General features: G+C 68.8%; 14 protein-coding genes. 11 read left to right on the top strand and 3 right to left on the bottom strand.

Annotation, left to right across the window (positions count from 1 at the left end; translation table 11 throughout):
• Window positions 1-67: 67 nt before the first annotated feature.
• Window positions 68-1354, bottom strand: coding sequence for an Nramp family divalent metal transporter (locus IE302_RS21290; protein WP_191256210.1), 1287 nt, complete (start codon window positions 1352-1354; stop codon window positions 68-70).
• Window positions 1355-1504: 150 nt separating this feature from the next.
• On the opposite strand from IE302_RS21290, the gene hemB reads away from it, so the two are divergent.
• On the top strand, window positions 1505-2476 hold the full coding sequence (gene hemB, locus IE302_RS21295) for a porphobilinogen synthase (RefSeq protein WP_191256211.1): 972 nt from the start codon (window positions 1505-1507) through the stop codon (window positions 2474-2476).
• 66 nt (window positions 2477-2542) lie between these two features.
• Here hemB and IE302_RS21300 read toward each other — a convergent pair whose 3' ends face one another.
• Window positions 2543-4054, bottom strand: coding sequence for an outer membrane protein assembly factor BamB family protein (locus IE302_RS21300; protein WP_191256212.1), 1512 nt, complete (start codon window positions 4052-4054; stop codon window positions 2543-2545).
• Window positions 4055-4141: 87 nt separating this feature from the next.
• Here IE302_RS21300 and IE302_RS21305 point away from each other — a divergent pair, with 87 nt between their 5' ends.
• The 3 genes from IE302_RS21305 to IE302_RS21315 are packed head-to-tail and all read left to right on the top strand — an operon-like array spanning window position 4142 to window position 5500.
• Window positions 4142-4693 (top strand): hypothetical protein, encoded by a 552-nt coding sequence (locus IE302_RS21305; protein WP_191256213.1) that lies wholly within the window; start codon window positions 4142-4144, stop codon window positions 4691-4693.
• Entirely contained in the window at window positions 4690-5148 is a 459-nt protein-coding gene (gene mce1N / locus IE302_RS21310; RefSeq protein ID WP_191256214.1) for a transport-regulating membrane protein Mce1N, read from the top strand. Before IE302_RS21305 ends, mce1N begins: the two co-directional genes overlap by 4 nt.
• Window positions 5126-5500, top strand: a complete 375-nt coding sequence (locus tag IE302_RS21315; RefSeq protein ID WP_191256215.1) for a hypothetical protein — start codon at window positions 5126-5128, stop codon at window positions 5498-5500. Before mce1N ends, IE302_RS21315 begins: the two co-directional genes overlap by 23 nt.
• Here the strand turns inward: IE302_RS21315 and IE302_RS21320 are convergent.
• The gene (locus IE302_RS21320; protein ID WP_191256216.1) at window positions 5497-5988 is read right to left on the bottom strand and encodes a TspO/MBR family protein; all 492 of its coding nucleotides are present in this window, start codon (window positions 5986-5988) and stop codon (window positions 5497-5499) included. The genes IE302_RS21315 and IE302_RS21320 overlap by 4 nt on opposite strands.
• A gap of 122 nt (window positions 5989-6110) precedes the next feature.
• On the opposite strand from IE302_RS21320, the gene hemL reads away from it, so the two are divergent.
• From hemL to ccsB, 7 genes are all read left to right on the top strand, one after another.
• Window positions 6111-7415 carry a glutamate-1-semialdehyde 2,1-aminomutase gene (gene hemL, locus IE302_RS21325; protein WP_191256217.1) on the top strand — a complete coding sequence of 435 codons (1305 nt, stop codon included), beginning with the start codon at window positions 6111-6113 and terminating at the stop codon, window positions 7413-7415.
• Window positions 7412-8044 (top strand): histidine phosphatase family protein, encoded by a 633-nt coding sequence (locus tag IE302_RS21330; protein ID WP_191256218.1) that lies wholly within the window; start codon window positions 7412-7414, stop codon window positions 8042-8044. Before hemL ends, IE302_RS21330 begins: the two co-directional genes overlap by 4 nt.
• Window positions 8041-8622 carry a TlpA family protein disulfide reductase gene (locus IE302_RS21335; protein WP_191256219.1) on the top strand — a complete coding sequence of 194 codons (582 nt, stop codon included), beginning with the start codon at window positions 8041-8043 and terminating at the stop codon, window positions 8620-8622. Before IE302_RS21330 ends, IE302_RS21335 begins: the two co-directional genes overlap by 4 nt.
• 144 nt (window positions 8623-8766) lie before the next feature.
• Window positions 8767-9438: a rhomboid family intramembrane serine protease gene (locus IE302_RS21340; protein ID WP_191256220.1), complete on the top strand. Its 672-nt coding sequence runs from the start codon at window positions 8767-8769 to the stop codon at window positions 9436-9438.
• 166 nt (window positions 9439-9604) lie between these two features.
• Window positions 9605-10378 carry a cytochrome c biogenesis CcdA family protein gene (locus tag IE302_RS21345; protein ID WP_191256221.1) on the top strand — a complete coding sequence of 258 codons (774 nt, stop codon included), beginning with the start codon at window positions 9605-9607 and terminating at the stop codon, window positions 10376-10378.
• Complete coding sequence (resB, locus tag IE302_RS21350) at window positions 10375-11973, top strand: cytochrome c biogenesis protein ResB (protein ID WP_191256222.1); 1599 nt, start codon at window positions 10375-10377, stop codon at window positions 11971-11973. The genes IE302_RS21345 and resB overlap by 4 nt, the downstream gene beginning before the upstream one ends.
• 5 nt (window positions 11974-11978) lie before the next feature.
• Window positions 11979-12950, top strand: coding sequence for a c-type cytochrome biogenesis protein CcsB (ccsB, locus tag IE302_RS21355; protein WP_191256223.1), 972 nt, complete (start codon window positions 11979-11981; stop codon window positions 12948-12950).
• Window positions 12951-12973 lie beyond the last annotated feature (23 nt).

Below are 12973 nucleotides of genomic sequence, written 5' to 3' on the forward strand. Positions count from 1 at the left end.
CCCCCTTCCTTGCGACAGGCGCAAGGAAGGGGGCCTTCATGTACTGCAAGGAGGACAAGCGCCAGCCTCAGCCGAAGAACTTCACGACCTCCGTGTAGGCCAGGTAGGCGAACATCGCCAGGCACACCCCCAACAGTCCATTCGAGACCCAGCCCGACCGCCCTTCCCGCGGCACTCGTGACGTGTTCAGCAGCACCAGCAGGGTCGCCGCCAGGAACGGCATGAACAGCGCGCCCAGCACGCCGTAGATCACGGTGAGCTGGAAGGGCTGGTCCAGGAACAGCAACGCCATCGGCGGGAAAGTCAGCCACAGCACGTAGCCGCGATACGCGACACTGCGTTCCCCGGCCTTTTTCTCGTACGTCTCAACGCTTTCCGTCGTGTTCGCGGGCAGCCGCAGAATGCGCCACCAGTCCGCGAAGAGCAGGCTCACGCCGTGCCAGACGCCGATCACCGACGTGAACGAGACCGCGAAAAAGCCGATGAGGAACGGGATCCGCGCCCATTGCCCGTAATCGGCGGCGAGGGTGTCGCCGAGGAACAGCAGGCCCTTGTCGCCCGAGATGATCTTCTGGCCCAGCAGTAGTTCCGCGCCGACGATCAGCATCGCGATCACGAAGATCCCGGTCATGACGTACCCGACGGCGTTGTCGGTGCGCATCATCGGCAGCCATTTCGCCGAACGCCAGCCCTTCGCGAGCGTCCAGTAGCCGTACGCCGCCATGGTGATCGTGCCGCCGACGCCACCGACCAGGCCGAGGACGTAGACGAGCGAGCCGTCGGGCAGGGTCGGGACGGCGCCCTTGAACAGTTCGGCGAAATCCGGGACGACGAGGATGGCGGTGCCGACCACGGTCACGAACATCACGCCGGTGAGCACCGTCATCAGTTTCTCGATGATCGCGTAGCGGCCGAACCACACCAGCGCGAAGCCGAGCAGGCCGCAGAGCATCGCCCAGTACCGCACCGAAAGCGCGGGGAAGAGCGCGTTCAGCGGCAGCCCCGACGCCGACATCGCGGTCGCGCCGTAGACGAATCCCCAGATCACCGCGTAGATCCCGAAGTAGATCAGCGCCCAGATCCCGAGCGTCCGCCAGCCGGCGAGGATCGTCCGGCCCGACGTCAGATGCCAGCGGCCGACGGCTTCGGCCAGCGCGAGTTTGAAGATCGTCCCGACGAGCACCGCCCACAGCAGCGTGTACCCGAAGCGCGAGCCCGCCACCATCGTCGCGACGAGGTCGCCCGCGCCGACCCCGGTCGCCGCGGCCATGATCCCTGGCCCGACCTGGCGCAGCCGGGCGCGCCAGCCGACGGGCGGTTCTTCCAGTTGGTCGGTCACCGTTGAACTCGACATGCGGTGGAAGGTAACCCGCGTCACACCGGGTGCAAAACGGACGTACGTGACTCTTTACCGTCACTTAGGGAAGGTCGCCCGACCGGAGCAATGAGCCGTTCACCGCGCCTGCGGACCGGTTCTCAAGCGGGCGGGAGTACCGTCGTAAGGGTGTTTCCTGAGCATCGTCCCCGCAGGCTCCGTACCACTCCGGCCATGCGCAGGCTGGTCGGTGAGACGTCGCTGCGCCCACGTCAGCTGATCCTCCCGATGTTCGTGGCCGAGGGCGCCGACGCGCCCCGCCCGATCTCCAGCATGCCGGGGGTCGTCCAGCACACCCGTGACACGCTGCGCAAAGCCGCCGTCGACGCGGTCAACGCCGGTGTCGGCGGCCTGATGCTGTTCGGCATCCCGAAGACGAGGGACGCGGAGGGCTCCGGCGCGATCGACCCGGACGGCATCCTCAACGTCGCCCTGCGCGACCTGCGGTCCGAGCTCGGCGACGCGACGGTCCTGATGGCCGACACGTGCCTCGACGAGTTCACCGACCACGGCCACTGCGGCGTCCTCGACGCCGACGGCGGTGTCGACAACGACGCGACCCTGCGCGTGTACGCGGAAATGGGTCTCGCCCAGGCCGAAGCGGGCGCGCATCTGCTCGGCCCCAGCGGCATGATGGACGGCCAGGTCGGCGTCATCCGCGCCGCGCTCGACCGCGCCGGGCGCACCGACACCGGGATCCTCGCGTACTCGGCGAAGTTCGCCAGCGCGTTCTACGGCCCCTTCCGCGAGGCCGTCGACTCGCAGCTGAAGGGCGACCGGAAGACGTACCAGCAGGACTCGGGCAACGTGCGCGAAGCGCTGCGCGAGATCGAGCTGGACATCGCCGAGGGCGCCGACATGGTCATGGTCAAGCCCGCACTGTCCTATTTGGACGTCATTCGGGCCGCCGCCGAGGCGTCGCCGGTTCCCGTGGCGGCGTACAACATCTCGGGCGAGTACGCGATGGTCGAAGCCGCCGCGGCGAACGGCTGGCTCGACCGCGAACGCACGATCCTCGAAGTGCTGACGTCGATCCGCCGGGCGGGCGCGGACATGATCCTCACCTACTGGGCCGCCGAAGCCGCTGCTTGGCTGGACTGAGACCTCGTACGGACGAAAAGGGTCCCTTCGCCACGGAAACCGCGGCGAAGGGACCCTTTCGCTTCGCTACTCGGCCTGAAGCAGGAACACGTCCACACTGAGATCCGACCAGCGGCCCGCCACGGCGTAGACGCGGTCGTCGGCCCACAGGTACCGGTAGAAGCCCGGGATCGGCCCGGTCTCGTCCTGGTCGGAGTTTCTGATCTGGGCCTCCAGGAACGGAGTCACCTTCCCGTCCGCGACGGCGATCTTGACCGTTCGCTGCGGTCCGGTGTTGTACACCGGGCCGACCTGGGCGAGGAGCTGGCCGTCCACGATCTTGATCGGCGCCTGGATCGTGCCCTCCGGAACCGTCGCCGTCCATTTGCGCTGCCCGGTGTTCAGGTCCACCGCGACGAGCATGTTCGTCTCGCCGCCGATCGTGCGGGTCGGGGTGTAGAAGGCGTCCGCGGTCACGATGACGGCGCCCGGGTGATGCTCGGTGCCCGACGTGCTGTGCCCGAAACCCTGCGAGGTGGTGCCGTCGAGTTCCTCGGGCGTGTTGGGTTTGCCGCCGTCGATCTTCGACTTGAGTTTCAGGTCGTCGCCGAAGAGGAAGTACGTGCCCTGCTCGGTGTTGGAGCCGTACGCCAGCACGGGCTTCACCGACAGGAGACCGATCCCGGAGACCGAGTAGCCGGAGTGCGGGACGCTGTCCTCCAGTTCGACGTTCCCGGTCACCGGGTCGATCTGGAGCACGGTGACCGAGAAGTCGCCGGTGAGGCAGCTCGCCACGACGATGGCCTTGTCGTCTCGCGGCATCATGTCGTGCCCGGCGCAGGTGTCCTCACCGTCGGCCTTGCGGGAGAAGGTCTTCGTCCACTTGATCGCGCCGGTGGCCAGGTCGAGCGCCGCGTAGCCCTGGTCCGCGGTCACGAACACGACGTCGCCCATGATCTGCGTGACGACGGCTTGGACCGTGGTCACCCGGTCCTGCATCTTCTGCGGGATGGCCATCGGCACCTGCCAGCCGAGCTTGCCGGTCTTCAGGTCGAGGACGGTCGCGTTGTCGCAGCTGCCGTCCTCACTGCCGGCCTTCGCCTTGCCGAAGGCTAGGACGATCTTGCCGTCGGCGGGTTCGACCGAGGTTCCGCAGAAGACCTTGCCGCCCGGTGCCTCGACCAGCCAGCGCTGTTTGCCGTCCGCCCTGGTGAAGGCGGCCACGTACTTGTCGCGGACGACGACGAGGTCGTCTTCGTGCAGCCAGGTGGTGATGCCGTTCTTGTACTCCGGGACGTCCTTCTTCGCCCCCGACAGTTCCCATTTGACCTTCGGCGACCCGGCAGACGACCCGGAGGCGGGCGGCGCCGCCTGGTCCCGGGCCGGGTCTCCGCCACCGCTCAGCGCGATCGGCACGATCACCGCGGCGGCGACCACCACGACGATCAGCGGAATCAGCCAGAGAAGGAAGGTCTTCCGCTTCGGCGGAGGGGGCGGCGCCTGTGGTGGATAGCCGTACGGCTGCGGCGGGTAAGCCTGGTGTTGCCAGTTCTGCCGCGGCGGCCAGTGCTGCCCGCCGGGCTGACTCGGTGTGGTCATGCGATTCCCCAGTTTCTCGGTGGTGTTCGAACGAAAGCTACCCGGGCGGGACCGCTCTGGCCTGCGGAATCACGTAGGCTGCCGGGCGTGAGCGACACCGCAGCCAACGAGACCGACGACGAGCGCCGCAAGCGGGGACGCGCGCCCGACCCGATCCTCCCGGGGCAGACGTCGCCGAAGATCACGGTGCCGAAGCCGGTCGCCATCTCGTTCTGGCTGTGGATCCTCGCCGGGGTCGTCCTGGTCGCGGGCCAGATCGCCCTCCTGGTGCTGAAAGAGGAACTGACCCAGGGGATTCTCAAGCAGATCAAGGAGAACCCGGTCCCCGGCCAGCCCGCCGACCCGGCGCTGGTCGCGTCCGGCGTGAACACCCTGCTGTGGATGCTGTTCGGTGGCGCGGTCACCTTCGCCGTCCTGTTCGCGTTGTTCGCGTACAAGGCCCGCGAAGGAACGCGTTCGGCCAGGACGGTCCTCACCGTGGGCGCGGTCTTCCTGGTGCTGGTGGAGCTGCTGATCCTCCGCGGCTCGCTCAACGTGTTCCTGCTGGTCTCCACCCTGCTGGTGGCGATCGCGCTGATCCTGATGTACCTGCCCAGCGTCTCCGACTTCTTCCCGAAGGTCGGGCGCAAGCTGCCATGACCCCCGAGCCGTCAGCCCTCTACGGCGAACCCGGCGTCGGCTGGGCGGCGTTGCTGTGGGCACCGCTGTTCGCCCTCGCCGGGCTGCTCGCCGAGCTGGCGACCGGCGGGCCGGTCCACTGGCTCGCCTGGGGCCTGGTCGCGGCAGGACTGGTGGCGATCACCGTGCCGTGGGTCTACGCCCGCCGCCGGTACCTCTCGCTCGAAGTCGCCCCCGACGGCTACCGGCAGGGCCGGGAAACGCTGGAGGCGGCCCGGATCGCCGAGGTCCTCGGGGACGAGGAGACGCCGATCGGATCGCGGGTCCTCGGCGGCGGCTGGACGATCCCCAAGAAGCACGGCGAAGTCGGCTTGAAGCTCGACGACGGCGTCTACGTCCGCGCTTGGGCCAAAGATCCAGAAGCCCTGCGTGAGGCTCTCCAGGATTTGGTGCGTGCTCGCACCACAGAGTCATGAGAAACTGCTCACCGTGATCGACCTTCCCCAGCCGACCGGTGCCGAACTGTGGCCATCGGAGGACGACCGGCCGGCGGCCCGGCTGCACAAACCCTTGCGCGCTCTGGTGGGGGCCGCCGAGCTGATCCTCGCCGCGCTCGCGGTGTGGGGTGCCTTCGCCTGCTGGAAGGCCGGCGTCGTCCCGGTCGTGATCACCTACAACGAGACGACGACGCTGGAATCGCAGCGCTACTTCGGCGGCCCGCTCGCCGGCGCCATCGGACTGGGTGTGCTGGCTTCGATCCTGGTGGTAGACGCCATCCGCCAGTTCCTGCTCGCCGTCCGCGCCAAGGGCAAGAAGCCCAAGGACTAGTTCAGCCAGACGACGGCGGCGTTGACCGCGGTCGAGAACAGCAGCCACAGCAGATACGGCACCAGGAGCCAGGCCGCGAGCTTCGACCGCCGCCCGAACTCCATCATCGTGATGGGCACCACGAAGTCCAGGACGACGACGTCGGCCAGGGCCAGCGCGTGCGCGCTGCCGGCGAAGAACAACGGCGTCCACAAGAGAGTCAGCAGCAGGCAGAGGCCGTAGAAGGCGAAGCCGCGCGTCTCGCCGTCGGTCCGCCAGTAGCACCAGCCCGCGACGGCGACCACGAGGAGCAGGGCCGACCACACCGGACCGTAGAGCCAGCCCGGCGGCGCCCACGACGGGCGGACCAGCAGGTTCTGCGCGTCCGAGCGGGTGGCCACGGCGAGCGCGGCCACCGCTCCCACGATCGCCGACAGCGCGATGAATCCGGCCAGGGCCTGCCAGCGCAGGCGACGGTGATGAGTCGGCGGAGACGGCACCGTGGACACGTGGATTCCTCCGCGAGGGTTTCGACGGGAGTGCTTCCCACCCTAGTGGGCCTGGTCACGCCGTGCCCGCAACCGCGACAGCCTGGCGGCGGGTGTCATCCGGGATTTGCGAGACTGGGGACGTGACTACCGGAGTCGATCAGTCCAAGGCATGGTTCGAACGAGCGAAGGCCGCGGTCCCGGGTGGGGTGAACTCCCCGGTGCGGGCGTTCAACTCCGTCGGCGGCACCCCGCGGTTCATGGTGCGCGGCGAGGGTCCGTACCTCTGGGACGCCGACGGCAACCGCTATGTCGATCTGGTCTCCTCGTGGGGGCCGATGATCCTCGGGCACGCGCATCCGGACGTCGTCGCCGCGGCGCGCGAAGCGGCCGTCGACGGGCTGTCGTTCGGCACGCCGACCCGCGGTGAGGTCGAGCTGGCCGAGGAGATCATCGGCCGCGTCGAGCCGGTCGAGCAGGTCCGCCTGGTCAACTCCGGCACCGAGGCGACGATGAGCGCGATCCGGCTGGCCAGGGGATTCACCGGCCGCGCGAAGATCATCAAGTTCGCGGGCTGCTACCACGGTCACGTCGACGCGTTGCTCGCCGAAGCGGGCTCCGGCGTCGCGACCCTCGGCCTCCCGACGTCGCCCGGCGTCACCGGCGCGCAGGCGGCCGACACGATCGTCCTGCCGTACAACGACCTCGACGCGGTCCGGAAGTCCTTTGTGGACAATCCGGACTCGATCGCCGCGATCATCACCGAAGCGGCCGCGGGCAACATGGGCGCCATCGCCCCGGCCGAAGGCTTCAACGCCGGGCTCAAGGAGATCGCGCGCGAACACGGCGCGCTGCTGATCATGGACGAGGTGATGACCGGGTTCCGCGTCTCGAAGTCGGGCTGGTTCGGCATCGACGGCGTCGCCGGCGACCTCTACACCTTCGGCAAGGTGATGTCCGGCGGGCTGCCCGCCGCGGCCTTCGGCGGTCGCGCCGACGTGATGGCGAAGCTGGCCCCGGGCGGGCCGGTGTACCAGGCGGGGACGCTTTCGGGGAACCCCGTCGCCGTCGCCGCCGGGCTGGCGACGCTGCGCGCGGCCGACGACGCCGTGTACGCGGCCCTCGACGCCAACGCGAAACGGCTCGGTGACCTGTTCGACCGGTCGCTGACCGAGGCCGGGGTCGCGCACACCGTGCAGTACGCGGGCAACCTGGTCAGCGTGTTCTTCAGCGAGAACCCGGTGACGAACTACCCGGGCGCGCAGGCCTCGGAGACCTGGCGGTTCCCGGCGTTCTTCCACGCGCTGCTGGACAACGGCGTGTACGGGCCGCCGAGCGCGTACGAGGCCTGGTTCGTCAACGCGGCCATGGGCGACGCCGAGTTCGAAATCATCTCCTCCGCGTTGCGGGTGGCCGCCCGCGCCGCCGCCGAGGCGGTCCAGGCGTGAGCGAGACGACGATCGTGCACCTGCTCCGCCACGGTGAAGTGCACAACCCGGACAAGATCCTGTACGGCCGCCTGCCCGGCTTCAAGCTCTCCGAGCGCGGCCAGCGCCAGGCGCTGACAGTCGCCGAAGCCGTCGCGAAGCACGACATCACGCACGTCGTCGCTTCGCCGCTTCAGCGCGCTCAGGAGACCGCGGCGCCGATCGCGGCCGCGCACCGCCTCGACGTCGAGACCGACGAACGGCTCATCGAGGCGGACAACCAGTTCGAGGGCGAGCGGGTCGCCGTCGGCGATGGCGCCCTCCGCCAGCCGAAGCACTGGCCGAAGCTGGTCAACCCGTTCCGGCCGTCGTGGGGCGAGCCGTACGTCGAGATCGCGCACCGCATGCTCGGCGCGATCCACCGGGCACGGCGGGCGGCCGAGGGCCACGAGGCGCTGTGCGTCTCGCACCAGCTGCCGATCTGGACCGTGCGACGGTTCCTGGAGGCCAAGCGGCTCTGGCACGACCCGCGCAACCGGCAGTGCTCGCTCGCGTCGCTGACCAGCCTGGTCTTCGAGGGCGAGGAACTCGTGCGGATCGTCTACAGCGAGCCCGCCGGCACCACCGACCCGAAGGTGACCGGGGCATGAAACGCGCGCTGGCGGCCATGGCGGTGCTGCTGCTCGTCGTCACGGGCTGCACCACCGGCAAGGACGCCGTCGTCACCGGCGGCACGTTCAACTTCGTGTCGCCGGGCGGGAAGGTCGACATCACCTACGACGTCGCGGACCGCCAGCCGTCGCCGACCCTGTCCGGCGACGACCTGATGAACGAGGGCAAGCAGCTTTCGATCGCCGACTTCCCCGGCAAGGTCATCGTGCTGAACCTGTGGGGCCAGTGGTGCGGGCCGTGCCGCGTCGAGGCGCCGGAGATGCAGAAGGTCTACGACCAGACCAAGGAGTCCGGTGTCCAGGTGGTCGGCATCGACCTGCGCGACAACGACCGGGCCCCGGCGCAGGACTTCATGCGGGACCGGAAGCTGACGTACCCGTCGATCTACGACCCGTCGGGGCGGACGCTGCTGCAGCTTTCGGGCTATCCGCGCAACATCATCCCGTCGACGATCGTGCTGGACAAACAGCACCGCGTCGCGGCGGTGTTCCTGCGCGACCTGCTGGCGTCGGACCTGCTGCCGGTCGTCCAGCGCCTGGCGGCCGAACCAGCCTGACCCCCTTCGCAATTCGTCCTCTGAATGCGGTAGTTGCGCGTGCAAGGACCGCATTCAGAGGACGAAACGCGATGACTTGTCTTTCGGGACGGTTATCCTCCTCGCCACAGCCGCTGAAAGCGGCGCTGATCTGGGGAGAAGGAAATGACGACTGCTTCAGACGTGCCCAGATCCGGGCAGCGGGACGCCGAAGCGATGATCGCCGAGGCGAAGAAGGCCCTCTGGGTCATGGTCGGCGCGCTCGTGGTCCTCTGGCTGATCCAGCTCTACAACGCGGTGGACGGCTATGCCCTCGTGTACGAGTACGGGACGCGGGCGCGAGAGGTCAGCTCGCTGCCGACCGTCCTCACCGCGCCGCTCCTGCACGCCAGCTGGGGACACATCGAGTTCAACTCGGGACCGCTGTTCATCTTCGGGTTCCTCGCGGCGTATCGCGGGGTGAAGAAGTTCCTCAGCGTCACGGTGCTGATCGCGGTGCTGAGCGGGCTCGGCGCCTGGACACTCCACGACTCCGGCACGGTCGGGGTCGGCGCGAGCGGCCTGGTCATGGGGTACTTCGGGTACGTCCTGGTGCGCGGGATCTTCGACCGGCACAAGATCGACATCGTCATCGGGCTCGTGATGGCGCTGTGCTTCGCCTACCAGTTCGCCAGCCTGTTCCCGCAGGACGCGGGGGTCAGCTGGCAGGCGCACCTGTTCGGGTTCCTCGGCGGCCTGATCGGCGGCTGGGTGTTCCGGGACCGCCGTCCCAAGCCCGAGGTCACCGCGCCCGCTTTCCCTACGATCCCGCTGACCCCGCCCGACTCACCCAAGTAGCGCGTTTCGTCCTCTGGATGCGGTCCTTGCGTGAGCAACTACCGCATCCAGAGGACGAAACGCGGCGAGAGGGAGACGGGACCAACGTCCTGACCGGGTGCGACGTAGGTCCCGTTGAGGGCGCCCCGGCGTTTTCACTCCGACCACACTGCCTACGCTCAGCCGGGTGAACTCCGTTACCGAGCTGGCCTTGACCGGGCCACTGCTGCTCGCCGCGGGTGTCGCGCTGCTGGCCGGGACGATCTCCTTCGCGTCGCCGTGCGTCGTGCCGCTGGTGCCCGGGTATCTCGCGTACCTGGCGGCGCTGGTCGGCGCGGACGCCCCCGCGGTCAGCGCCGACGAGGAGCGCAAGAAGGGCCGCTTCGCCGTCGTCGGCGCGGCGGCGCTGTTCGTGCTCGGGTTCACCGTCGTCTTCGTGGTGACGCTGGGGACGCTGGTGTGGATCGCCGACGCCGTCGCGGTCAACATGGAACTCCTCCAGCGGCTCGGCGGCGTGCTGACGATCGCGATGGCGCTCGTCTTCATCGGCTGGATCCCGGGGCTCCAGCGCGAGTTCCGCTCCCACCACGTGCCGCGCGGCGGACTGTGGGGCGCGCCGGTGCTCGGCGCCGTGTTCGGGCTCGGCTGGACGCCGTGCATCGGGCCGACGCTGTCCGCGGTCATGTCCATGGCCAGCGCCACCGGCGGCGCGGCGGCGCGCGGGTACGTGCTGATCCTGGTCTACTGCCTCGGCCTCGGCCTGCCTTTCCTGCTCATCGCGTTCGGCACCCGCTGGGCCGTCCGCGCCACCGACTGGCTCCGCCGCCACGGCCGTCAGGTGCAGGTCTTCGGCGGCGTCCTGCTGCTGATCGTCGGCCTCCTGCTGGTGACCGGCCTGTGGGGCGACATGACCGGCTGGATCAGGAACACCCTCGTGACCGACATCAGGCTGCCCTTGTGACCACCACCGAAGCCCCACCGAAGAAGGAATACCGCCAGACACCGCTCAAGCGTGTCCTCGGCTTCCTGCGCAACACCTGGCGCGGGCTGACGTCGATGCGCACCGCGCTGGTGCTGCTGTTCCTGCTCGCGCTCGCCGCGATGCCCGGCGCCCTGCTGCCGCAGCGGAACCTCAACGCCGCCAAGACCGACGAGTACATCGCCGCGCACGGCTGGTGGGGCGAACTGCTCGACCGCACGCAGTTCTTCGAGGTCTACGGCAGCGTCTGGTTCTCGGCGATCTACATCCTGCTGATGGTCTCGCTCATCGGCTGTCTCGCGCCGCGCAGCTTCGAATACGCGAAGGCGATGCGTGCGAAGCCGGTGATCACGCCGCGCAAGCTCTCGCGGATGCCGCATCACGTGTCCACCACGACCGACCGGACCCCCGAGACGGTCCTGAAGGACACTCACGACCTGCTCAAGGGCTGGCGCCGCGTCGAGCGCGAAGAGGCCGACGGGGTCCGGAGCATCTCCGCCGAACGCGGGTACCTCCGCGAGACCGGCAACCTCGTCTTCCACTTCGGCATGCTCGGCCTGATCATCTTCTTCGCCCTCGGCAAGCTGTTCGGCTACGAGGGCCAGGTCATCGTCCAGGCCGACAACAGCCAGTGGTGCAACTCCGGCATCCTCGGCTACGACACCTTCAACGCCGGGCTGCGGGTCGACGGCACCGACCTGAACCCCTTCTGCATCCGGCTGAAGGACTTCGAAGCGCGCTACACCGAGACCGGCCAGGCGAACTACTACCACTCCAACATGGAGTACCAGTCCGGCGAAGACCTGAAGACCGGCGCGTGGAAGCCGTACGGGCTCGAGGTCAACTCGCCGCTGCGCACCGCGGGCGACCGCGTCTACCTGCTGAACTTCGGCTACTCCCCGAAGTTCACGGTGACCTTCCCCGACGGCACCGTGCGCACCAACATCACGCCGTGGCGTCCCGCCGACGAGCCGACGAAGCTCTCCGAAGGCGCGACGAAGATCGACCAGCCGGGCATCACCGACCCGATCGAACGCCGCACCCGCCAGCTCGCGATCACCGGCCTCCTCGCCCCGACCGCCTTCATGCACGGCAACGTGCTGACGTCGTCGCGGCCCGAGGCGAACAAGCCGGCGGTGGCCGTCGACATCTACCGCGGCGACCTCGGCCTCGACGCCGGTCGCGGGCAGTCGATCTTCCAGATCGACCAGTCGCTCGTCGAAGACGGCAGGCTCAAGAAGCTCACCCGGCAGAACCTGGACCAGGGGCAGGAGACCGTGCTGGACGACGGCACGAAGGTCCGCTTCGACGGCGTCCAGGAATGGGTCGCGATCCAGGTCTCGCACGACCCGGTGCAGGGCTGGGTGCTGGTCTGCGCGGTCGCGATGCTGATCGGGCTGGCGGGATCGTTGCTGGTCAAGCGGCGCCGGGTGTGGGTCCGGGTGACCCCGGCCCGTGAAGGTGAGACGAGTACCGTCATCGAGGTCGCCGGGCTGGCGCGCACCGATCAGGCGGGCTACGGAGAAGAGTTCCAGCGGATCAGCGACAAGCTGGTCCAGGGGCAGAGAGGCAACTGAAGGTCATGCCGATCAACGAGACGCTGTCCCAGTACAGCGACTACTCCTACACCACGGCGACGGCGATCTACGTCCTCGCGCTGATGTTCGCCCTCATCGAGCAGGGCTTCGGGGCGAAGGGCCGGATGGCGGCGGAGCGCTCCAAGCAGAAGGCCCGCGAACTGGTCGGCGCCGGCGGTCCGTCGGTGACCGCAGGGACGCAGGTCGAGCCGCCGCGCGAGATCGGCCGCCCCGAGCGCATCGGCCGCATGGGCGCCGCGCTGCTCGTGCTCGCCGCGCTGCTGCACCTGGCCGCGATCGTGCTGCGCGGGTTCGCCGTGCACCGCGCGCCCTGGGGCAACATGTACGAGTACGGCATGGCCACGACCTTCATCGCGGTCCTGACCTGGATCGTCATCCTGCGGAAGTTCCCGGTCCGCCACCTCACCGGCTTCCTGCTCACGCCGGTCGTGATCCTGATGTTCATCAACGGCACGATGCTGTACACGACGGCCGCGCCGGTGCAGCCCGCGCTCCAGTCGTACTGGCTGATCATCCACGTGTCCGCGGCGATCATCGGCTCGGGCGTCTTCCTGGTCCCCGGTGTCGCGAGCGTCCTTTACCTCTTCCGCGCCGCCCACGACGACAACCCGGCCAAGTTCCCCAAGTTCGGCCCGAAGCTGCCGACCGCGGACGTGCTCGACCGCATCGCCTACCGCACGACCATCTTCGCGTTCCCCGTCTTCACCTTCGGCGTGCTGTGCGGCGCGGTCTGGGCCGAAGCGGCCTGGGGCCGGTTCTGGGGCTGGGACCCGAAGGAGACCGTCGCGTTCGTCGCGTGGGTCATCTACGCGGCGTACCTGCACTCCCGCGCGACCGCGGGCTGGCGGGGCAAGCGGGCGGCGATCATCAACGTCGTCGGGTTCTCCGCGACGGTGTTCAACCTGTTCTTCGTGAACCTGGTGACTTCCGGTCTGCACTCCTACGCCGGGGGCTGACCGTCGCCGCTGCACGCGAGCCG

Origin of the sequence: Amycolatopsis oliviviridis, from assembly GCF_014654365.1 — a bacterium.
Classification (GTDB): domain Bacteria; phylum Actinomycetota; class Actinomycetes; order Mycobacteriales; family Pseudonocardiaceae; genus Amycolatopsis; species Amycolatopsis oliviviridis.